This window comes from Methylomonas sp. Uni0011 (genome assembly GCF_056850255.1).
This window is the reverse complement of sequence record NZ_JBVVNO010000021.1, coordinates 52,833-73,361: the sequence shown is the minus strand read 5'-3', so window position 1 is coordinate 73,361 and position 20,529 is coordinate 52,833. Positions and strand designations below refer to the sequence as shown.

Below are 20,529 nucleotides of genomic sequence, written 5' to 3'. Positions count from 1 at the left end.
TATTTGGCTTTTTATAACGGCCGCCGATCGCACTCAACATTGGGCTATCAATCCCCGCTTGAATTCGAGCAGGAATTTTATAGAAACGCTGCCTGATGTGGTGTCCGGTTTTTGTTGACCATTACATATAAGACCATAAATCAACAGGCACCATTCCTTTGGCTTCGGAAAGATAAAGTTTCAAACGTGGATAGATAGCATCATTATTTTTACCCCACCAAAGACGCTTCTCTGCTTTATGCCTTTCATGCTCGGTTTTAGAATATTTCCAAGCGTGCGTTGGATGATTAACTTCTTTCCCGAGAGGGCTAAAAATTGTGTACACCAGATTTGGGCGTTTGTCTTTCGTAGCAGGATTAACATATGAGCTAGTCATCCATGCGCCATTAGGATCGTTGTCTGGATTAGAGAAATTAGAATCAGCCTTTGCCGTTCTTGTTTCTTTCATCGTTTGTACCAAGGGAGATGCGCGATATACGACTATCCAGTCTTTCAATGAATAGAATAATTTGGCGTTGTTGCTTCTTGTGTAGCGTTTTTCCCATGCAATACAGGCCAGAAAATTACTTTCGCCAAATACCTGATTCATCAACAAACCAAGATTAAACACCTCGTTATCGTCGATCGATACAAAGATCACCCCGTCTTCAGCCAGCAAATCCTTCGCCAGTTGCAAGCGGCGATACATGAACTCCAGCCATTTGGAATGCCGGTAGTTGTCTTCCTTGTCGACGAAGCGGTCGTTGTAGATGAAGTCGCGGTTGCCGGTGTTATAGGGCGGGTCGATGTAGATGCATTTAATCTTGCCGGCATGGGTCATGCGCAAATAGCGTAGGGCGTCGAAGTTGTCGCCTTCGATGATCAGATTGCGGTAGGGTGCATCGCCACAGGACAGGGCCGGGTCGAAATCCAGCGCGACGAAATCGTCGTTAACGGCTTTTTCGTGCTCGATTTCCTTGCGTTCCCACACCAAACCAAAGCGGGGCCGCCGGTCTCGCAGGCGCAATTCACGAATCAGTTCGTCGCGGCTGTAATCGTCGTAATTATCGGCCATGGAACATCCCGCTTGGCCATGATGCTTTGAAGGTTTGGGTTTCGCTCATAGTCCCTTGCTGCGTTATTGTAATTATCCGGCGCTATAGGCTTTGCCAAAGCGACCAATGATGACTTTGCGATTTTCTTCGATTTGGCTGTCGACAAAATCCGCCCACCATTTCAGCATTTCTCGGCGCTGGTCGGCATATTGAGCTTTATTGTAAACGCCACGTATACCTTTAGTCTCATGCGCCAGCGATTTTTCTATCCAGTCGGAATTGAACCCAGCTTCGTGTAAATGGGTGGATGCGGTGCGGCGGAAATCGTGAATCACGAAGTTTTGCACGTCAGCGTCGAAACTGCGCACCGCGACGTTCAATGTCGATTTCGATATGGGTTTGTCCAAGCTGTGCGTGCTGGGAAATACCCATTCGGAGCCGCTAGCCAATCCCTTTAACTCTTCAAACATCGCCAGCACCTGTTCGGTTAAGAACACCACATGGTCTTTATCCTTTTTCATGCGTTCGCCGGGGATGATCCACAGCCGCTGGTCAAAATCGATTTCATCCCACCGGGCTTCGATCAATTCGCATTTGCGTACCATGCACAGGATCAACAAGTGCAGCGCCAGCTTGTGGGAACGTTTGATAGAAGACTGGTAAATCGTCCGCAACAACTTGCCAATTTCCGCAGCGGTTAAAGCGACGTCACGACTTTTGGCGGTGGCGATAAACTTGGCATCAATCGCCGCTGCCGGGTTGAATTTGGCTTTTTCTCGGGCGATGGCATAGGCAAACAGCCGTTTCAAGACATTCCGGGTTTGCAAGGCCATTTGATCCGCGCCACGCGCCTTAACTTTGTCGGTGATTGCCAGTACATCGGTGACGGTGACATCGGCAATTTGTTTTCCGCCAATGGCGGGAATAACGTCCTTTTCCAGTACCCGATGGATATTGCGGGGATTGCTGTTGTTTGGCTCGACGATTTCAGCGTACCAACGCCGGGCAAAGGCCTCGACCGTGTCCTCCGCCTGAATCGCGGCGATTTTGACTTGTTGTTTCTGGATGGCTTCCCGGCACCAGTTTTTTAGAAAAGTATCGGCCAGTTCTTTGGCTTCGGGCTTGATGTCATTCGGAATGCTGTCGCCGCGCTTCAAGGCCATCGGCGATAGCCCCCGCGTTACCAAGGCAACGCAATCCGCTCGCCACTGACGGGCTTCGGCCAAACTGTAAGCCGGATATTCGCCTAAGCTAACTTTTTCCTGTTTGCCGAATAGACGATAACGCAAGCGCCACACTTTTCCACCGCCCGGCAATACTTCGACAAACATACCGCCGCCATCGGATTCTTGATACGCCTTATCCTTTGGCTTCAAGTTACGCAATTTGACTTCACTGAGCGCCATAACAACCTCCGTCAATTTGTGCCCATGAGATAGCTTCATCATGGGCACAGCCTAAAATCATGGGCACATCGCCTAGTTATTTTAAAAACAATAATTTACGACTATTTCCGCACCCTTTCGCCCTTAAACAGTTGGTTTCTCCACCCTATGTTAAGGGCGCTAGGGCACAGAATTTGTGCCCAGGAGAAGCCAGACGTTACCGCATGGGCACAGTCTTGGGCACAATTTTAGGCGGATTTGACAGGATTAAGCAAGATCAATTCGGAACAAAAACTCATTAAGGTATTGGTATTTAATGAGTTTTATGGAAGACTTCGGAACAGACTGGAAGCTTAGCTATTTTCCAATACAAAAACTGGAAAAAATCTCGCCCAACAGGTCGTCGGAGGTGAATTCTCCGGTGATTGCGGACAAGCCGGTTTGGGCTTGGCGCAGTTCTTCGGCGACCAGTTCGTGGGCCTGGTGCTGCAATTGGTCGGCGGCGTTTTCTACGGCTTGGGCGGCCTGTTGTAGGGCTTGAATATGGCGGGCTCTGGCAACGTAAACGTTATCCGCGCCTTCGCTGAAGCCCATGCTCAGCTTCAGATGGTGTTTCAACAAATCCAACCCCTGGCCTTGTTTGACCGACAGATGAATCTCGGTTCCTTGCGGAGCATGTTCGATTCGGGCCTGACCGCCGACCAAGTCGATTTTGTTGAACACTTTGGTGACCGCAATACCGGCCGGCAAATCGGCATCGCTGCCAGTACAGTCGGTGTCGCTGCTGTCGATCAACAACAACACCCGATCCGCCCTGGCGATTTCCTGGCGGGCGCGGCGGATGCCCTCCTGCTCGACCGGATTGTCGCTGTCGCGCAGGCCAGCGGTGTCGATCACGTGCAGCGGCATGCCGTCCAGTTGAATCCGCTCCCGTAACACGTCGCGGGTGGTGCCGGCAATGTCGGTGACGATCGCCGCATCGTGGCCGGCCAACGCATTCAATAAACTGGACTTGCCGGCGTTGGGTTTACCGGCCAAGACCACGGTCATGCCGTCGTGCAACAGCCGGCCCTGTTCGGCGCTACGGCGGATTTCGCCGATCTGTGCTTGCAGGCGCGCGATCCGGCCGGCGACGATGCCGTCGCCGAGAAAATCGATTTCTTCGTCGACGAAATCGATCGCCGCTTCGATGAACACGCGCAGTTCGATCAATTCGTCGATCAACTGGTTGATTTTTTCGGAAAACACGCCCTGCAGCGATCGCTGAGCCGAGCGCACGGCCTGTTCGGTGCTGCTGGTGATCAAATCGGCAATCGCTTCGGCCTGGGCCAGATCGATTTTGTCGTTCAAAAAGGCGCGGCGGCTGAACTCTCCCGGCTCGGCTAATCTGGCGCCCAACGCCAATACCCGGCGCAACAGCATATCCAACACGACACTGCCGCCGTGGCCTTGCAGTTCGACGACGTCTTCACCGGTAAAAGAAGCGGGGGCGCGGAAATACAGCAGCAGACCGCTGTCGATGGCGCGGCCGTCGGCTTCCAGGAAAGATACGAATTGAGCGAAGCGGGGTTTGGGGAGAGGTTTGCCGGTCAGGTGACCGGCGATGCCGGGCGCGGCCGGCCCGGAGATGCGGATGACACCGACGCCGCCGTTACCCGGCGGCGTGGCGATGGCGGCTATGGTGTCGCCGTCAAGCATTAAGGGACAACACTATGCTTGTGGCCATCCTCTTCAAGCACGTGCTTGGTGATGTACCACTGCTGGATGATCGACAAGCTGTTATTGCAAATCCAGTACAGTACCAAACCGGACGGGAAGAACAGGAAGAATACGGTGAACACGATCGGGAACATTTTCATGACCTGCGCTTGCAGCGGATCGATCGGCGCCGGGTTCAGGCTTTGCTGGATCTTCATCGTGATGCCGTACAAAATCGGCAACAGGTAGAACGGGTCTTGCGCCGACAAATCCTGGATCCACAGGGCAAAGTCGGCCTGACGCACTTCGACGGTTTCGATCAATACCCAGTACAGCGAAATGAACACCGGAATCTGCACCAGGATCGGTAAACAGCCGCCGAGCGGGTTGACCTTCTCCTTTTTGTACATCGCCATCATTTCGGTATTGAACTTCTGCCTATCGTCAGCGTAACGCTCTTGCAAGTCTTTCAGCCGCGGCTGAATCTTGCGCATTTTTGCCATCGATTGGAAGCTGGCTTTGGACAATTTGAAGAACAGGGCCTTGATGACGAAAGTCACGCCCAAAATCGCCACACCCCAGTTGCCGACGAAACCGTAGATCTGGTTAAGCAACCAATAAATACCTTTGGCAATCGGCGTCAACCAGCTGTAATCGACGGTCAATTCCAGTCCGGGAGCCAAAGCTTCCATCACCGGCTGGATTTTCGGGCCGGCAAACAATTGGCTAGTGAACGCAGCTTCACCGTTGGCGGGCACGCTTAAATCCGGCGACAGGGAACCGACTTGATAGCGGGTATCCTCTAAATCGTTGGTGTAAAACTGGGCGTCCTGGTCGGCGGGCGGAATCCAGGCTGCGGCGAAATAGTGTTGGATCATGCCGCTCCAACCGCTTTTGCTGTGCACGTTATCTTTGGCCTTGACGTCGTATTTGTCGTCGGCCATGTCTTCGAATTTGATTTTTTGGAACTTGTCTTTCTCGGTGTAAACCACGCCGCCGGAGAAGGTTCTGATGAAGCTGTTGTTGCTTTTGTCGCTGTAAAGCTTTCTTAGCAATTGGTTGTATTGTTTACCCGACCAATCCTGTGCCGAACGGTTGCTGACCTTCTGTTCCAGGCCGATCGCATAATTACCGCGTTTGAAGGTATAGGTTTTGGTCACGGTCAGGCCTTGCTGGTTGGTCCAGGTCAGCGGAATCCGCAATTCGTCCTGGCCTTCGGCCAATTGGTATTCGCTCTTTTCGGCGCTAAACGCGCTGCGGTGGTCCGGAGCCGCGGCGGAATTAGCATTGGCGATCAAGCCGCTTTGCGCCAGATAAAGGCTTTCCGGATTGCTGTCGAACAGGCGGATCGGGCTGAGATTTTTTTCCGGCGGGGTCATGCCGATCAGAGCATAGGCCTTGTCGACGACGGTGTTGACTTTTTCGTGGGGGTACTTGAGCAGATCGAGATTGCGTAATGTGCCGCCTTGGGTATCGATCTCCAGCTCGAAAACATCGGTTTTGACTTTGATGACTTTATCGGCAGGCGCTTGGACCACGGCTGGACTTGCGGGGTTTTGCCCGGCAGCGGCTGTCTGTCCGGCTGAGGCGACCGTTGCGTCTCCAGCGATCACGGGCGTTTCGGAAATAATCGCTTGCGGCTTCGGGCCATAATCGATCTGCCAAGACTCCCACAACATGTAGGAGATCATCAACATCGCCATGACCAAGACAAATCTTATGTTATCCATTGTTATTTACTCAATTTTTCCGGAACAGGATCAATGCCGCCCTCGTGAAAAGGGTGGCATTTCAATAATCGGCGAAGCGTGAGGTAAGAGCCTTTGAAAGCACCATGCAGTTGGATTGCTTCTAAGCCATAACTTGAACAGCTGGGATAAAAACGGCATCTCGGCCCCAGCAAAGGACTTATGAAGTATTTGTAAAACTTGATCAGGGTTATGAGCAGGAATCGCATCGCTCTACCAGTTTTAGCCAATGCCTTTCCAATGACTTCCTCAATATGGGCGAGGCTGCGTTAGCCGCGTCGCCCCGCGCCAAAACTACAATATCTATGCCGACGATATGTTGCCGCTGTAATCTGAAACTTTCCCTGGCAGCCCTTTTTATGCGATTCCGTGCGACTGCTTTTTTTATCGTTTTTTTGGCGATCGCCAGGCCCAAACGCGAATGGGCCAGGCAATTGCTTACTGCCAATACCGTAAAATACCTGTCGGTCGATTTTACCGGGTTGGCGAATACTCTTTTATACTCAGCAGGCGTCCGTAGCCGATACTGATCGGGAAAGCCAAAACTTTCCGCCGACAATTAAACCGTCAACGAAGCGCGGCCTTTGGCTCTGCGCGCGTTAATCACTTTACGGCCGCCGACGGTAGCCATGCGAGCACGGAAACCGTGGGTTCTGACGCGCTTGATTTTGCTGGGTTGATATGTTCTTTTCATAAGGTACTGCCCTGATTGATAACGGATAAAAAGGCTGCGAATCATACGTGAAGCGGCGCGCAACTGTCAATTCGACTTACCCGATTCCAAATTGGTGCGAAATCGGCTAATCTCTGGCCCACTTCCGCCGAGTCGGACATATTCAGGAGAAATGACATGCAAAAACTATCGCTTAAATCGGTACTGACAACCGTATTGCTGGTTTCCGGCTGCGCGACGACGACAGGCTGGACGCCAACCGTGGACACCTACAACGACAGAAACGCTTACCGATTGAACCAGGACATGCAGGAATGTCAACAGTTGGCAGCGCAATCGGCAAGCACCTACAAGGATACCGCAATCGGCGCCGGCGTCGGCGGCCTGATCGGCGCAGCCGGCGGTGCGGCGATCGGCGCTGCAACCGGTAACGCCGCTAGAGGGGCTGCGGTCGGCGCAGCCGCAGGCGGTATCGGCGGCGCAGCCCAGCAAGGCATCCATTCCAACGACAGCTACAAGAACGCTTACCGCAACTGCTTGCGGCAGCGCGGCCACAACGTCATCAACTAATTAACCGGGCTTGCCACCTACGTTGGAGGGCTTACTACCGCTTATCGTTGTTGCCGTGGGAATCGTCCTGGTGTTCGACTATACCAACGGCTTCCACGACGCCTCCAATATCATTGCCGGAGTCATCGCTTCCCGGGCGATGACTCCACTCCAAGCCGTAATGGTCGTAGCCAGCTGCGAGTTTCTCGGACCTTTACTGGGCGGCTCGGCCGTGGCCAACACGCTGGGCAGCATGATCGATCTTTCGCATATTCCCAAGCGCCAAGCCTTGCCCATCGTCATCTCCGGTGTGTTTGCCGCCGTGACCTGGAACTTGTTCACCTGGTGGCGCGGCTTGCCTTCGTCCTCGTCCCACGCGTTGGTGGGCGGATTGATAGGCGCGGTACTGGTTTCGGCCGGTACCGAACCGGTTTATTGGGGATTTGCGGAACTCCGCCGCGGAGAATTTGACGGTTTCAGTAAAGTCTTGCTCGCCTTATGCTTGTCACCGCTATTGGGCTTTGCAGCCGGTTTCGTGCTGCAGCGGCTGACCCTGTTTTTACTACGCGCAGCCCATCCGCGCATCAACAAACGCCTGCAACAAAGCCAATGGCTAACCGCCGCGGGACTGGCCTTCGCCCACGGCAGCAACGACGCTCAGAAAAGCATGGGCATTTTGACGCTGGTTCTACTGCTCGGCGGCGCCATCGACAGCTTTCGGGTACCGATGTGGGTGATCTTGCTCTGTGCCGGCGCGATGACGGCCGGCACGCTGACCGGCGGTTGGCGCATCGTCCGCACCCTGGGGTTCTCGATCTACAAGATTCGGCCGATTCACGCTCTGAACTCGCAACTGAGCGCCTGCTGCGCCATATTCGCCGGCTCGTTATGCGGCGCGCCGGTCTCCACCACCCACGTCGTCGCGGCGTCGATCATGGGCATAGGCGCCTCGGAGCGGCCGCGCACCGTGCACTGGGGTAAAGCCGGGGAGATACTGGAAACCTGGATCATCACCATTCCCGGCTCGGCACTGATCGCCAGCCTGAGTTATACCTTAATCAGCCATTTGCCCGCTTTGGGCCTTTGAACCGCGATGCCAAGCCCAAACACGTCTGCCATTTCACGCCTCCTGCAAAAGATTTTCCCGAAACCCGCGGATTTTTACCGGCTATTGCACGAGCAATGTCGGCAAGTTTGCGTCACGGTCGACAATCTGGCGCGGTTCATGGCCACCGAATGCATTGATGCCGGTGAGATGTTAAAAGAAGACGAGCACGAGGCCGACCGCCTGCGGATGCGCAATTTGCACGCGCTGAACAGTTCGTTTGCGACGCCGATGGACCGGGAAGATATTTACCGCGCCATAGCCTCGCTGGACAGTATCGTCACCTATTGTAAGAGTACTTACAACGAAATGCAGGCGCTGCAACTGGCGCCGGACCGGCATTCACTGGCCATGGTGCAGGAACTGCAAGTCGGCATCAATGCCCTGGAAAAGGGCTTTGCGGTGCTGGGCAAACAGCCTCGCGGCGCGGAACCGCATGCTTTCGCCGCTCGGCATTCAGAGCGGCGCATCGAAAAAATGTACCGTAAGGCCATCGCCGACTTATTCCAGGGCGACGACTATCTGAATATGTTCAAACAACGCGAGCTCTATCGGCACCTTTCCAACGCCGCCGACAAGGTTCACGCCACCGCCAACGTGCTGGAAGACATCATCGTCAAACTCGGCTGACCGCAGCCCGGCAAATGCCGCCAAGCCAAGCTGAAACCGGCGAATTACGGCGCCTCCAGCCTCCGCCGCTCAGCCCAAAAGCCCGATCATCCATGCTACAATCAGCCGCGATCCAATTCCGGTTTCTCCAAGAGGTTCAATTCGTGGCAAACATTTCCAGCCGAAAATCCGCAATGATTCTTTTCAGCTCGGCCAACTGCATAATGAGCCACTGCGCCAGGCTGGTGGTGCACGAAAAAGGCGTGCCGGCCGACATCGAATTTTTCGATCCGAACGACCCGCCGGAAGACTTGCTGGAATTGAACCCGAACGGCAACGCACCTACTTTCGTCGAACGCGATCTGGTTCTATACGACGCCCGCATTATCATGGAATACCTCGACGAACGCTTCCCCCACCCCGCCCTGCACCAAATGGACCCGGTTTCCCGCGCCAACGCCAGAATGCTGATCAAACGCATCGACCAGGAATGGTACCCGTTGCTGGAGGAAGTCCAGGTCCACGGCGACAAGAAAGCCGCAAAAGCCAAAAAAATGCTGCGGGAAAGCCTGATTGCGGCGGCTCCGGTCTTCGAAGCCACACCTTATTTTATGAGCGAAGAATATTCGTTGATCGATTGCGCGATGGCTCCGTTTTTATGGCGGCTGCCGAGCATAGGTATCGACATCGCCGGGCTGGGCAAAGGCGTCACTGCCTACGCCAACCGCTTATTCGGCCGCAAAGCCTTTCAGGAAAGCTTGAGCCGCGAAGAAAAAGACATGATGCAACTCGCAAGCAAATGACCCCACTAAAACCCTATCTGATCCGCTCCATTTATGAATGGATTGTCGACAACAGCCTGACTCCGCACTTATTGGTCAACGCCGAATACCCTGGCGTCGTACTTCCGACCGATTTCGTTGAAGACGGTCGTATCGTATTGAACATCCGCCCGGAAGCCATTCAAGGCCTGCACCTCGGTAACGATGAGATCCAGTTCAATGCCCGCTTTGCCGGCAAAGCCATGCGTATAGTCGCCCCCTGCAAAGCCGTACTGGCGATTTACGCCAAGGAAAACGGCAAAGGTATGATATTCGACCCGGACGAAACCGACGACGAAACACCGCCAACACCCACAGAACCCAAACCGCCGCAAAAACCGCAATTGCGCGTCGTAAAATAACGAGCCCGCCCGATCAATGACTTTGCTTTGACGGGCGCTGGCTGCGTACCGATCCTACGCCGCAACTTAGACCGCCAGGCATATCTATCAAACCTCCGAGAGCTGTCTTTTCTGCTTCACTACGATCTACAAAGAGACCTCAATCAGCTTGGCCCTCAATTGATCTTGACCATTTGTTCAGCAAGTTTTTTTTGATGAAAAACTTTTGCTTATCGGCGATTCGCCTTTGCGTCTTACTTGAACTTGCCAAGAACCGGTTGGTAACTTTCCGATAGCTGCCATAAGCGCTTTTCCTGTTCACTGAGAACGATTTGTGAACGAAAAACGCCTAAAAACAAAAAAGGCCTACAGTTTTTGCTGTAAGCCTTTGAATTTGATGGTGGGTCGTGTGCGATTCGAACGCACGACCATCGCATTAAAAGTGCGGTGCTCTACCGGCTGAGCTAACGACCCCCTGAATGAATTACCCATTATACCTATGTTTTTTAATTTTGCAACAGATATAACCAAAATATTACAAAACCGATAAGCCCGCACCAACCACACCATCGTCAAAGAACGCTTGTTTAGCATAACGCCAAGACATCCAAAGCTAAGAGTGGCCTTAACTGATTCGAACTATTGCTTATGAATCAACGCAATCGGCAAGAACAATCTAAAACCTTGTTGCAATCTATTCCTTGACCGGCTTCTTTTCCAGCTTTCTTTGCAAAGTCCTTCTGTGCATATTCAGTGCGCGCGCGGCGGCCGAAATGTTGCCGTCGTGCTGCATTAGCACTTTTTGCAGATGCTCCCATTCCAGGCGCTTTACCGATAGCGGACTATCGCTGATAGCCACCGAGGCGTCGCCCTCGTTCTTGTACAACGCGCTGACAATTTCGTCGGCATTCGCCGGTTTGGTCAGATAATGGATTGCACCCAATTTGATCGCTTCCACCGCGGTCGCGATGCTGGCAAAACCGGTCAACATGACGATCTGGGTATTGTCGTCGAGCGAGATCAGCTTCTTGACCATCTCCAAGCCGGAATCGAAACCAATCCGCAAATCGATGACCGCATATTCCGGCTCGGTCTGCTCCGCCAGCTTCATTGCCGTCGCCACATCGTTAGCTACGGTCACCTGAAAATTGCGTTTCTCCAGTGCCGGTTTCAACACCGAGCAGTAGGTGACATCATCGTCAACCAAAAGTAAATTCGGCTTATCCATAGGCAAATTGGTCATGGGTACTCTCCTTAGCTAATAACGGCAAACTGATCTCCACGCAAGCTCCGCCGCTGTCGAGATTACTGAACTGTATTGTACCTCCCAGGCGTTTTATCGTGGTATAGGTCAAAAACAATCCCACCCCCATGCCCTGCTTGTTGCTTTTCACCGGCTGATGCCCGGCGAAATCGATAAACTCGGCTGGTAAACCGGGGCCAAAATCCCGTATCCGCAAAAACAAATTCTCATCGCTCCACTCGGCATGGAATTCGATACCGGCATCGACCGGCGAGGCTTCGGCCGCATTGTTCAGGATATTGATAATGGAATGGGTCACCGTGCGCTCGGCAATGATTTTCGCCGCCATATCCACATTCGGCGAGACGAACAGCTTCATCCGGGTAGCGGACTTATGCGCCCGCCACTGGTTCAGCACTTCGTCGATATATTCGCTGACCAGCATGACCTTGCCCGACTCGGCCCGCATCTCGCCGGCAGACGCCGACATCACCGACAAGGCCTGTTTGCAACGGTCGATTTGCTGCTGCACGATCATCAGTTTCTGGTAAAGCTCGGGGTAACGGTGTTCGGGCAAATCCTCAACCATCTCATGCGTCAGGATCGCGATCGTACCCAGCGGCGTGCCCATGTCGTGAGCGGCGCTGGCTGCCAACGTACCCAGCGACACCACCCGTTCATCCCGCAACGCACTCTCGCGGGCGTCGGCTAGATTGCGTTCGCGCTCTTTCAGCGTTTTCGACAGCTCCACCACAAAAAACGCAACCAAGCCGGCACTGAACACAAAGCCGAACCACATGCCGAACACATGTAAATTGAAATAGCGCCGGTCGTTGATCAAATGCATTTGCAGACTCATTTCCGGCGTCAATTCGGTCATGGCCGGATGGGCCAAATGCGGCTCGATGGCCGGAAGCGGCACGTTGTAGGCGATCAACACGGTGTAAACACAGGACGTAATGATCACCATATTCCAGGCATAAGCTTGCGGCAACATGATCGCCGTTACGATCAACGGCAACAGAAACACCCAAATGATCGGATTGGAGGCTCCGCCGGTTAGATAGAGCAGATAAGCCAGCGCCAACACGTCCATGCAGATTTGCGAAAAAATCTCGTGCTCGGTGACTTCTTCCGGCGTACGCAACCGCAGCCAAGTGTATAAATTCAGTATCGAGATCGCGAATATCGCCAGCCATAGCTGATTTTGCGGCAGATTGATACCCAGCCCGTTCACGGCGATGAACACGGCAAAAGTCACAGCGAATAACATCAGATTTCGCAGGATATACAACCAGCGAAGATTTTCCCGAATCGAAATTTCGGCTTTAGGCAGTATGTGGGAAAGCATGGATAGAAAAACTCAGAGAGGACAAGACGGCAAGCCGCGGCAAACGCAATAATAAGGCCGGATTCGGAAAAATCCAGCGGCAGATCAGGCGCAACGAAAATTTGACCGGCACAACCGGTCAGAAACTGTACGCGAAAGAATCGCCGAAAACCGAGCCGTTACCGCCACCGCTCCCGACAAAAGCCGGATCAGACGCCGGCAACCCGCCATCCGCCGTTTTTATCCACCCAGCGCATGCTCGCCCAGTACCAGAGTGTCATCGGCAGCATCATCGCAAACCACTCCCAATCCGAAATCAGGAATAACTTCGCCACCCACTCGTTGCCGACAAAAAACGTGCTCCAGGGCAGGCAATACAGAGTAAACACGATACTGCTCCAAATCAGCAGCAACGCGCCTCGGCGGGTTTCGATACTGGATAAGGCCAGGAAAACCCATAACGGCGTCTTGTCGGTTTTTTGCATAAATTTTCGCTTGAAAGGTTTAAATGATCGGCTATTAAAACGCGTACATCCAGGTCGCATTCAAAGTACCGCTGCGCTCCAACTGGTAGCCGTTGACATTATCCTCTACCGGTTGCAGCCATTCCACACTAAAATTATGTCCGGCAAAAGCACCGTCCGGCACCGTCGCATTCAAGCCAAAGCCGACATCCCAATAATGCCCGCCGTAGTTTTTCGGGTTATCCATCGACCCGCCTTTCGGATTGACGTCTGCGCAATCTTGAACAGCATTTATATTGTAATTATCGAGACACCTCCCTGGAATCGCCGGGAACCCGCCTTTGATCGCTCCCTGCGCCGTGTAAATCCCGCGCACCGAGGCCGCCAACCAATCCAGCACACTGTAGCTCCCCCATGCCGTACCCTGCACCGCGTCGCCCAAGGCAAAACCGGCTGAATTTCTGTCTTCCAGCCGTTTGGTAGCGTTGATCTGGCCGCCCCAGGACCAAGCGCCGGCCTGGCCGGTATAGGTCAAACTTGGCTTAAAGTCCCACGTGCCGCTACCGAGCTGCATCCCGTAATGGATATAACCGCTGTCGAACTTATGATTGCGATTCAATTTGATATCGACCTTGCCGGTGGGGGCAGTTACGCCCAGGCCCATGTTGATTTGATGCCCTTCCGCTTTAAACACATTAACCAACGCATACATGCCGGTATCGCCGACGCCGCCAGTGTCGTGGCCGCCGTGCAGATGGTCGGCCGCTGGGGATGCCGCGGGGGAAATCCCGGCCAACGAGCGAGCATTCATGTCCATATCCATAAACTGCGGCATCACCATCAGGCTCAACCAATCGGTCGCCGCGTACATGATGTCCAGCATATGCATGTGCATATTCATAAACTCCGGTACGGTGCGGCAGGTTTCGCCATTTTCGGTACAACCGTTATTGACGATGGCGCGATCGGTTACGGTTTTACCGGCGTACAGCATGTCGCCGTCCTGGCGGCTGTACATATAGCGATATCCGACCATCACCTCGCCCGGCGTCGACATCACGTGGCCGAACATCACGCCGGCCGGCAACGGTGACCCGTGATGGTGACCATGGTGCCGATGCTGCGCATGCGGATCGTCCGCCAAACTGCGCCCCAGCGCGCTCAAATTGACGTTCAGCGTCCCGCTGGCGAGGTAATAATTGAAATCGGCATAGCCGGCCTCCCCGCCGCCGCCCAGTTTCAAATCGCCCTGGTGGGTGTAATACTCGAAGCCGGCATCGAAACGGATGCCTTTACTGAATCGCTTGCTCAACACGATACCACCGCTCAAGGCGCCATAGCCCGACAGGCGATGGTCACTGGAAAATGCGGCCGGCAACTGGGCGTTATCACTGGCTAAGTGGGCTTCGCCCGGATTGGCCGACGGCCCGGCGATTAAATAGGGGTGATAGAAATCCGCCGCGCTCTGAGAGTAATAGCGCACCCGCGGCGTGACCGACCACCCCGCGCCGAGCGGCTGTACCCAATCGCTCTCGAAGGTATGGGCATTGATCCCCCAATCGTCATGGAAAAATTTGTAATCGAAATGAAACGCCGCATCCAGCCAGCCGACATGCTGCACCCAGCCGGTAGTGAAGTTCCACTGGTTCCGGTAATCCGGCCGTTGCTCAAGAAACACTTTGGCGACGCCGACATAAGGAACCGTCGACGAAAACTCGCCCAAGCTGCCGTCAGCCGGCTGAATAAAAAATGCCGTCACCCCTTTATACGGATTTTCCAGATAGCCCTGGCTGTGGGTAAAACCGACACCCAATTTGAACAAAGCGTCCTTATTCACGACCTGAGTCAATCCCAGGCTCCCGCTCCAATCGTCGCGTTTGCCCATGATCATCTGGTCCCCGCTCCGATCGCTGGTTACTCTCTTTAACTGATTCGCGTAGGCGACGTAATTGATGTAGGGCTCGGTAAAATGGCCGCTCAGGCGCGCAAACGAATCGCTGTTGGTGTAGCTCAAGCCGGCGTTCACGGTGGTACGCTTTTGATTGAAATCCAACCTGACCCCGGCATTGCCGAAGCGCGACTCGTAGTCGTTCTCGACCGAGATCCCGCCGCCGACATCCACCGCCGCTTCGTCCCATTCGTAACCCAGTTTGAAGTTGCCCTCCTTCCGCGTCTCCGGAGAAGCGGTCGACATCGTGTGCACCAGTTTCCGGTCGGCACCCAAACCGACCACATTGCCATTCGCAACCGAATCCGGGTCCACCAATAGCGGCTGAAGCTTGTTATCGAAATAAACAATATTGTCACTGTCCTTGATGTATGGAGAAGCGCCGGCGACGGTACCGAATTGCTCAAAGACTTTATTGCCATTACGCCCCGAAGGCGCGGTCGTGATCGGCGTCGCACCGGACCAAGTGTCCTGCACGAAATTAAAGGCAAATTTGATTCTATCGGTGAGTTTGACGTTGCCGCCGCCATGCAAGCTATCCACCGTGATCGGCTTGTACTGGCTTTTGACGCCGTTCAAATCGCGCGCGCTTTCTTCGTAGCGGCCGTACTGAAAGCTGAACTCGTCGCCGTCGGCGGCATTCGCAGCGGAGCCGACCAGCCCCGGCAACATCAAGGCCGCGGCCGTCAGAGCCTGCAAACCGGGATTAGGTTTTTTTTCCGGATTAATAACAGCCACAACCGCCTCCGCTACCGGTATTCCCTGCCCCCGCCGCTTCGCGGGCACCGTAACTATGCCCGCGCAATTCGGATTGCACCGGATAAGGATCCAGGGCCATCTGCGGCTTGGCCAGATTGCCGCGCTCCCACGGCTGCACCTGGGCGCAAGCAGTCAGGTTAATGACGATTGCTAATAGAGACAGGGACGTTTTCATAGGCATTTACCACGATTAAACCGGCGCGCATTCTAACCGCTTTTGATTCCGCCGCCGAAACCCAAGCCAAATCATCCGATACGGCAAAATATCAGGGCGCGGTCGGCTCGCCAAGCAGTTGTTCGACTTGCTTAGCAAATTGCTCGGCCTCGCCGGCGCGAAACCCCAAATGCCGGGCCCGGATCCGCCCATTCCGATCAATCAAATAGGAAGAAGGCATGGCCTTCAATTGGAGTTTTTTAGCGCATTCCTGCCCACTATCGACTGCCACGGCAAAATCGACCCGATGCTGCGCCAAAAATTGGACCCCGTCCTCCAGGTTTTCGTCCAGATTCACCGCCAATACCACCAAACCTTTATCTTGCAACTGACTCTGCAATCGGTTCATGAACGGAAACGATTCCAGACAAGGCCCGCACCAGGAGGCCCAGAAATCCAGATAAACCACTTTGCCGCGGTACTGGCCCAAGCTCCGCTCGGGAGCCGACTCGAAGCCGGCGAACCTGCAATCGGGCGCCAACGCCGCCTCGTCCGCCGCATGTGCTGAACCGGAAAGGGTTAACAAACAAATCAGGAAAGGGATTAATGCGGATTTCATAACTGGGAAGATTAACCGACCTGGCGCTCAGCAATCCGAAATTGAATAGCCTGCGCGGCTGACAACAGACTTATCGGGCGTTTGCCGACGGAGCCGGCAAACGCCCGATAACACGAGCTATTGATTAGAGATACGCACAATAGACGTAGGGGTGTGCACGCTACCATCCGCGTTTTGGCAGTGGTAGTCAAAGGTATAGCTCTCGGTCGCAGCCACACCGGTATGCCAGACCAGGACGTTATAGACCCCGTTGCCGCCCGGCAGGTTGATGCCCGGACTATACACCGTATTGGCGGTACCGCCGACTGAATCGATGGTCGTATACGCGGCTTTGTTGGCCGGGGCGTCAGCTTTGACCACAGTCATCCCAATTTTATTGCCACCTCCAGTAAGGTCGCGAATCTGGAAAAACATATGCTCGGTCGCCGTGCCGTCCGTGTCACTGGAACAGGTGACTTGGTAATAGTCGGTAGCACTGAGGCCGGATGCCAAGGTCAAGCTGCCGTTCTGGGTATGGGCGAACGCTTGCTCCGCTGCGGCAGCACAGACCAACAGCAAACCCATTTGCCAGATTTTTTTACTCGTGATTTTTTGCATAACAATTCCTGATAATATTTATAGCCAAACTAGCCGCAATGCCGAAACATCGGACAGTCGCCGCAGCCCACGGCAATTTGGCATTCTATGAAAATTAAATAACGCTTTATCTATCCGGCTGCGCCAACTGTTCCAGTTTGACGGATGCCAAATCGCGCACGGCCTGATCAGCATCCCGCGCCGCCATTTGCAACAACGTCTGGTCGGTTTCGATATAGTCCAGCGCCATCAGCCGCGCTTCGGCGCTCCCGCTGCGCAGAATCTGCGCCAACGGTTGCATTACCGCTTCTTCGCCGTCGCGGCTGGCGATACCGCCAATGGCCTGCAACTTGACCCGGCTGTCGCTGTCGGCCAAGGCGTTTTGCAACGCTGTCCTGATCGCGGCGTCGTCAGCCGAGGCGTTCAATCGGGCCAGTTCGCTAACCGCCTGCAGCCTTACGCCGGCGTTTTTGCTCCGCGCCTGCTGCAACCAGGTGGCGATAGCCAACTCCTTGCCTGGCGCTTCGGCCACTGGAGCACTAAGGCTTGGCTGGCATTGGCTCGTCGCGGCCGGTTTCGCCGCACCCAGCGTAGAGCCCATGATCCAGATCTCGCTTGCAGCCTGCGCCGTTTTGCCGGACGCAAGCGGGAGGTCGCGCACCGCCATGTTTACGGAATTGCCGAACAGGCACTTCAACAGCCCCGCCGCATCGGCAGCCACGCAAGTTGCGGTCACCTCGGGCGCCGGCAACCAGGAGTAATGCAGCTTGCTGCCGGTGCGCCCGGCAACCATATCCAGCAAACGCCGTAAATCGGCATGCCGCGCATCCAGATGCCACTGGCCCGCGATGCGCTCGACGACAACGCCGTTGTCGGTCGCCGCATAAACCGGATTGCCGCACTCAATGATTGCCAAAACGGCAAACCAGCAATGCCAAGTTTTCACAAGGCTAGCCAAATACGGTGCCGGCAAATGCCGGAACACTCGGCCGTGCCGCCGATATAGTGCAACTGCGCTTCATGCCCGAATCGGTAATACCGGCAAAACCGCGATTTAGGCCGCGATGGTTTTTTTGCGGCCGAATGCGCCGAAGCCGGCCAACACGCTACCCATCAACCAAATGGCGCCAGGTACCGGCACTGGCTCGACTGAAGGACCGGCCACGGCCAACGAACCCGGCGATGCTTCGATTGTTAAATCGCTCAAAGCTTGTACATTGGTGTACAAATCGGCCGTGTCGCCGGTATAAGACCATGTAAAGCCTTCGGACAATTTAGCTCCCAGCGGAGTGCCAACATGTCCGAAAATATCGCCGGAACTGCCGACCACAAATGCGATGTACGATCCCAAATCGAAATTCTCGCGGACGCCGGCATCGGCTTGACCGGTATCAAACTCATCAGAATAGCCGGTACGATGAACCCCGAAGATATTGTTCGGATCGGTCGGGCCGGTAACGGGGCCCAGACCCGCGTAATTGAAATGAGTCAAGGTCCAATCCGCGCCTACGTCGTCTTTTTTGTAGATGTACAGGGCTGCAACGGCGGCAGCATCATCACCGTCGTCGGTATACACATCCAAAGACCCCGCCGTGGTCACATCGAAGTGATAAGCCAAAATGGTGTTGTTAATCAGCACACCGTCGGTGGCGCTACCAACGCGACCGCCGCCGACACCGTCAAGCCAATTGAGCGTCGTTTCGGTGGCGATGTAAGGGTCGCCGGAAACCGGTGTCGGAATTTCGTGTGCATTGGCCGTTCCGGCCGCCAAACCCAGCGCGAGCGCCGATATCTTCAAGCTATTGGTAAAACCCATGATGTTGATCTCCTTAATTGCATTGATGGAAGCGCCGAACCGGCGCCAGCTCTTTGATCCGCGGCGCTCTGCCACCACGGCCAAAAATTCTTAGGTTAAGCCGCGAGCGAGCGGCGTTTGTTTAAACCCAATACACCGATCAGGCCGCTGATCATCAGCCAGGCGGCCGCCGGCAGCGGTACCGGCGCAACCGACGATACGGTAACGCTGACGTTATAGCCGCGGGCAATTTCGTCGGCGTTCGGATCGAAGATATTGAACGCACCGACGCATTGGTTTTGGTCGTAGCAGCTGCCGCCGATTGCCAGCGTGTAGTCGCCAGACGCCAAAAAGAAATTATTCAACGAGACGCTGGATGCGGCACTATTGACGGAACCGGCATGAGCCAAATATTCGATGGTAGCGATGTCGCCGTTATCATTACCCATGGTTGTATCCGCCAGCGCTCGCCAAGCCCCTTCCTTACCGAATTGCGGATCGCCGGGCTGCAAACCGGCAGTAGCACCATCGTGGGCTTCGTCAGGCACTAAGCCGCGGTATAAAGAAAACCCAGGTTTCAAGTCGCCCAAGCGCGACGGATTGTTCGGATTGTTATTGATGTATTGGTTGATGCCGTCGCTGGCGACGTTAATGCTTACCCAGACGCCTGCCGGCTGGCTAACGCTGAAGCGAATCCAAGAACCCATATGACTGTCACCCCAGTCCACATCGGTGGCGTCGCCCCAACCAAAATTGCCTTTCAGGACGTCGCCGCCGCTGTAGGTCGTTGATGTCGCAGTGCTGGTGACTTGGGTAGTCACGTTATTGAACAAATCGTAATAATTCACATGCGCCGATGCCGATTGGAACGGTAGCATGACGGTAGCAATAACGGGTACGACCTTGAATAACTGGTGCTTCATAACAATCCTCAAACGTTTAGTAGAACGGTTACAGACAAGCCTCGACCACCGGCCTGCAGAATCCAATGGACTGTTGCAAAACCCGCGCCACAATCTGGAACTACGCCGCCAACATATCGAACGGCCATACTCAGCTGACACCACACAATCCGCCGAAACCACTAAAACCAAGCCTTGCGGCAACAGCCATCCCGTCGAACGTTAAACCGCGCCGCGTTTAATCAGCCGCCAAACACCTCTAGCCCAACTTTAGGGTTAGGAAGGAATTTCACGATTTAAAATTAAACTATGTTAAATAAATGATTGTTTTTGTGAAATAACACTATTTAATTTCCAGACCTCGCCTCGGAATTCCAGCCTTTTTGCCGGAAAAACTCAGCAAAATCCGCAAAACCGCGAAGCAATCCTCAATCGCAGCAGAAAATATCAAATTGATTTCAATAAGTTATAAAAAATTGCGCCATATCACACACTTTTCGGCCGGTACGCCGCCGCCTCCACAAACTCGTCTAGCCGTCCAGACCAGCCATCTATATTGCCAACCTATTGATTTATAAAGGCGTTATCAACATCGCAAATCGAGCTGGCACGAATATTGTTGATGGGCTTTTGCTCGTCGATGTCGGCAATACTCGGGATTCCCGAGCGGATATTCCCGACTCGAAGACCACGCGTCCAAACCAAAGCGGCGGACACAACAACAGGACGTTATTGAATCGGATCGAGCTTGGCGAATTGCCGCAGTAAGGGTGATT

General features: G+C 54.2%; 22 protein-coding genes and 1 tRNA gene. 5 read left to right on the top strand and 18 right to left on the bottom strand.

What is annotated here, in order from left to right; translation table 11 throughout:
* Positions 1 to 121: 121 nt before the first annotated feature.
* The 7 genes from AC0IM9_RS17925 to rpmH all read right to left on the bottom strand — a co-directional run bounded on the left by AC0IM9_RS17925 (position 122) and on the right by rpmH (position 6,559).
* Positions 122 to 1,054: a site-specific DNA-methyltransferase gene (locus AC0IM9_RS17925; protein ID WP_482804894.1), complete on the bottom strand. Its 933-nt coding sequence runs from the start codon at positions 1,052 to 1,054 to the stop codon at positions 122 to 124.
* A gap of 72 nt (positions 1,055 to 1,126) precedes the next feature.
* Positions 1,127 to 2,440: a tyrosine-type recombinase/integrase gene (locus AC0IM9_RS17920; protein ID WP_482804893.1), complete on the bottom strand. Its 1,314-nt coding sequence runs from the start codon at positions 2,438 to 2,440 to the stop codon at positions 1,127 to 1,129.
* 336 nt (positions 2,441 to 2,776) lie between these two features.
* Positions 2,777 to 4,117 (bottom strand): tRNA uridine-5-carboxymethylaminomethyl(34) synthesis GTPase MnmE, encoded by a 1,341-nt coding sequence (gene mnmE, locus AC0IM9_RS17915; RefSeq protein ID WP_482804892.1) that lies wholly within the window; start codon positions 4,115 to 4,117, stop codon positions 2,777 to 2,779.
* The gene (gene yidC / locus AC0IM9_RS17910) at positions 4,117 to 5,847 is read right to left on the bottom strand and encodes a membrane protein insertase YidC (RefSeq protein ID WP_482804891.1); all 1,731 of its coding nucleotides are present in this window, start codon (positions 5,845 to 5,847) and stop codon (positions 4,117 to 4,119) included. The genes mnmE and yidC overlap by 1 nt, the downstream gene beginning before the upstream one ends.
* Positions 5,848 to 5,849: 2 nt before the next feature.
* Positions 5,850 to 6,074, bottom strand: coding sequence for a membrane protein insertion efficiency factor YidD (gene yidD, locus AC0IM9_RS17905; RefSeq protein WP_140911664.1), 225 nt, complete (start codon positions 6,072 to 6,074; stop codon positions 5,850 to 5,852).
* The gene (gene rnpA, locus AC0IM9_RS17900) at positions 6,056 to 6,424 is read right to left on the bottom strand and encodes a ribonuclease P protein component (protein ID WP_278210787.1); all 369 of its coding nucleotides are present in this window, start codon (positions 6,422 to 6,424) and stop codon (positions 6,056 to 6,058) included. The genes yidD and rnpA overlap by 19 nt, the downstream gene beginning before the upstream one ends.
* Complete coding sequence (rpmH, locus tag AC0IM9_RS17895; RefSeq protein ID WP_054763660.1) at positions 6,425 to 6,559, bottom strand: 50S ribosomal protein L34; 135 nt, start codon at positions 6,557 to 6,559, stop codon at positions 6,425 to 6,427. It lies immediately after the preceding gene.
* A gap of 156 nt (positions 6,560 to 6,715) precedes the next feature.
* Here rpmH and AC0IM9_RS17890 point away from each other — a divergent pair, with 156 nt between their 5' ends.
* From AC0IM9_RS17890 to AC0IM9_RS17870, 5 genes are all read left to right on the top strand, one after another.
* Entirely contained in the window at positions 6,716 to 7,108 is a 393-nt protein-coding gene (locus tag AC0IM9_RS17890; protein WP_140911662.1) for a YMGG-like glycine zipper-containing protein, read from the top strand.
* A 55-nt stretch (positions 7,109 to 7,163) separates the two neighbouring features.
* Positions 7,164 to 8,174, top strand: a complete 1,011-nt coding sequence (locus AC0IM9_RS17885; protein WP_482804890.1) for an inorganic phosphate transporter — start codon at positions 7,164 to 7,166, stop codon at positions 8,172 to 8,174.
* Between the two features lie 6 nt (positions 8,175 to 8,180).
* The gene (locus AC0IM9_RS17880) at positions 8,181 to 8,822 is read left to right on the top strand and encodes a DUF47 domain-containing protein (protein ID WP_278210783.1); all 642 of its coding nucleotides are present in this window, start codon (positions 8,181 to 8,183) and stop codon (positions 8,820 to 8,822) included.
* A gap of 173 nt (positions 8,823 to 8,995) precedes the next feature.
* Complete coding sequence (locus AC0IM9_RS17875) at positions 8,996 to 9,604, top strand: glutathione S-transferase N-terminal domain-containing protein (protein WP_222101875.1); 609 nt, start codon at positions 8,996 to 8,998, stop codon at positions 9,602 to 9,604.
* The gene (locus AC0IM9_RS17870) at positions 9,601 to 9,984 is read left to right on the top strand and encodes a ClpXP protease specificity-enhancing factor (protein WP_140911659.1); all 384 of its coding nucleotides are present in this window, start codon (positions 9,601 to 9,603) and stop codon (positions 9,982 to 9,984) included. Before AC0IM9_RS17875 ends, AC0IM9_RS17870 begins: the two co-directional genes overlap by 4 nt.
* Before the next feature lie 377 nt (positions 9,985 to 10,361).
* On the opposite strand, the gene AC0IM9_RS17865 is transcribed toward AC0IM9_RS17870, so the two are convergent.
* The 11 genes from AC0IM9_RS17865 to AC0IM9_RS17815 form a co-directional block, all read right to left on the bottom strand.
* Positions 10,362 to 10,437 (bottom strand) — tRNA-Lys (locus tag AC0IM9_RS17865).
* A gap of 220 nt (positions 10,438 to 10,657) precedes the next feature.
* Complete coding sequence (locus AC0IM9_RS17860; RefSeq protein ID WP_140911658.1) at positions 10,658 to 11,206, bottom strand: response regulator transcription factor; 549 nt, start codon at positions 11,204 to 11,206, stop codon at positions 10,658 to 10,660.
* Entirely contained in the window at positions 11,184 to 12,557 is a 1,374-nt protein-coding gene (locus tag AC0IM9_RS17855; protein WP_140911657.1) for an ATP-binding protein, read from the bottom strand. Before AC0IM9_RS17855 ends, AC0IM9_RS17860 begins: the two co-directional genes overlap by 23 nt.
* Positions 12,558 to 12,745: 188 nt before the next feature.
* Positions 12,746 to 13,021, bottom strand: a complete 276-nt coding sequence (locus AC0IM9_RS17850) for a hypothetical protein (protein ID WP_140911656.1) — start codon at positions 13,019 to 13,021, stop codon at positions 12,746 to 12,748.
* Positions 13,022 to 13,055: 34 nt separating this feature from the next.
* On the bottom strand, positions 13,056 to 15,686 hold the full coding sequence (locus AC0IM9_RS17845) for a DUF3570 domain-containing protein (protein WP_482804889.1): 2,631 nt from the start codon (positions 15,684 to 15,686) through the stop codon (positions 13,056 to 13,058).
* Entirely contained in the window at positions 15,673 to 15,882 is a 210-nt protein-coding gene (locus AC0IM9_RS17840) for a DUF4266 domain-containing protein (protein ID WP_482804888.1), read from the bottom strand. Before AC0IM9_RS17840 ends, AC0IM9_RS17845 begins: the two co-directional genes overlap by 14 nt.
* 91 nt (positions 15,883 to 15,973) lie before the next feature.
* Positions 15,974 to 16,480: a TlpA disulfide reductase family protein gene (locus tag AC0IM9_RS17835; RefSeq protein WP_482804887.1), complete on the bottom strand. Its 507-nt coding sequence runs from the start codon at positions 16,478 to 16,480 to the stop codon at positions 15,974 to 15,976.
* A 117-nt stretch (positions 16,481 to 16,597) separates the two neighbouring features.
* Entirely contained in the window at positions 16,598 to 17,077 is a 480-nt protein-coding gene (locus tag AC0IM9_RS17830) for a hypothetical protein (RefSeq protein ID WP_482804886.1), read from the bottom strand.
* Positions 17,078 to 17,183: 106 nt separating this feature from the next.
* Positions 17,184 to 18,002: a HEAT repeat domain-containing protein gene (locus tag AC0IM9_RS17825; protein ID WP_482804885.1), complete on the bottom strand. Its 819-nt coding sequence runs from the start codon at positions 18,000 to 18,002 to the stop codon at positions 17,184 to 17,186.
* A 108-nt stretch (positions 18,003 to 18,110) separates the two neighbouring features.
* Positions 18,111 to 18,872, bottom strand: coding sequence for a hypothetical protein (locus AC0IM9_RS17820; protein ID WP_482804884.1), 762 nt, complete (start codon positions 18,870 to 18,872; stop codon positions 18,111 to 18,113).
* A 95-nt stretch (positions 18,873 to 18,967) separates the two neighbouring features.
* Positions 18,968 to 19,774 (bottom strand): VPLPA-CTERM sorting domain-containing protein, encoded by an 807-nt coding sequence (locus tag AC0IM9_RS17815; protein ID WP_482804883.1) that lies wholly within the window; start codon positions 19,772 to 19,774, stop codon positions 18,968 to 18,970.
* Positions 19,775 to 20,529 lie beyond the last annotated feature (755 nt).

What these genes read in the sequence shown, in the direction of transcription:
- AC0IM9_RS17870 (WP_140911659.1), top strand. Translation starts at nt 9,601, where the DNA reads ATGACCCCACTAAAACCCTATCTGATCCGCTCCATTTATGAATGGATT.
- AC0IM9_RS17890 (WP_140911662.1), top strand. Translation starts at nt 6,716, where the DNA reads ATGCAAAAACTATCGCTTAAATCGGTACTGACAACCGTATTGCTGGTT.
- AC0IM9_RS17850 (WP_140911656.1), bottom strand. Translation starts at nt 13,021, where the DNA reads ATGCAAAAAACCGACAAGACGCCGTTATGGGTTTTCCTGGCCTTATCC.
- AC0IM9_RS17860 (WP_140911658.1), bottom strand. Translation starts at nt 11,206, where the DNA reads ATGACCAATTTGCCTATGGATAAGCCGAATTTACTTTTGGTTGACGAT.
- AC0IM9_RS17820 (WP_482804884.1), bottom strand. Translation starts at nt 18,872, where the DNA reads ATGGGTTTTACCAATAGCTTGAAGATATCGGCGCTCGCGCTGGGTTTG.
- AC0IM9_RS17925 (WP_482804894.1), bottom strand. Translation starts at nt 1,054, where the DNA reads ATGGCCGATAATTACGACGATTACAGCCGCGACGAACTGATTCGTGAA.
- AC0IM9_RS17880 (WP_278210783.1), top strand. Translation starts at nt 8,181, where the DNA reads ATGCCAAGCCCAAACACGTCTGCCATTTCACGCCTCCTGCAAAAGATT.
- AC0IM9_RS17855 (WP_140911657.1), bottom strand. Translation starts at nt 12,557, where the DNA reads ATGCTTTCCCACATACTGCCTAAAGCCGAAATTTCGATTCGGGAAAAT.
- AC0IM9_RS17815 (WP_482804883.1), bottom strand. Translation starts at nt 19,774, where the DNA reads ATGAAGCACCAGTTATTCAAGGTCGTACCCGTTATTGCTACCGTCATG.
- yidC (WP_482804891.1), bottom strand. Translation starts at nt 5,847, where the DNA reads ATGGATAACATAAGATTTGTCTTGGTCATGGCGATGTTGATGATCTCC.
- AC0IM9_RS17840 (WP_482804888.1), bottom strand. Translation starts at nt 15,882, where the DNA reads ATGAAAACGTCCCTGTCTCTATTAGCAATCGTCATTAACCTGACTGCT.
- rpmH (WP_054763660.1), bottom strand. Translation starts at nt 6,559, where the DNA reads ATGAAAAGAACATATCAACCCAGCAAAATCAAGCGCGTCAGAACCCAC.
- AC0IM9_RS17835 (WP_482804887.1), bottom strand. Translation starts at nt 16,480, where the DNA reads ATGAAATCCGCATTAATCCCTTTCCTGATTTGTTTGTTAACCCTTTCC.
- AC0IM9_RS17875 (WP_222101875.1), top strand. Translation starts at nt 8,996, where the DNA reads ATGATTCTTTTCAGCTCGGCCAACTGCATAATGAGCCACTGCGCCAGG.
- AC0IM9_RS17920 (WP_482804893.1), bottom strand. Translation starts at nt 2,440, where the DNA reads ATGGCGCTCAGTGAAGTCAAATTGCGTAACTTGAAGCCAAAGGATAAG.
- mnmE (WP_482804892.1), bottom strand. Translation starts at nt 4,117, where the DNA reads ATGCTTGACGGCGACACCATAGCCGCCATCGCCACGCCGCCGGGTAAC.
- yidD (WP_140911664.1), bottom strand. Translation starts at nt 6,074, where the DNA reads ATGCGATTCCTGCTCATAACCCTGATCAAGTTTTACAAATACTTCATA.
- AC0IM9_RS17830 (WP_482804886.1), bottom strand. Translation starts at nt 17,077, where the DNA reads ATGCAAAAAATCACGAGTAAAAAAATCTGGCAAATGGGTTTGCTGTTG.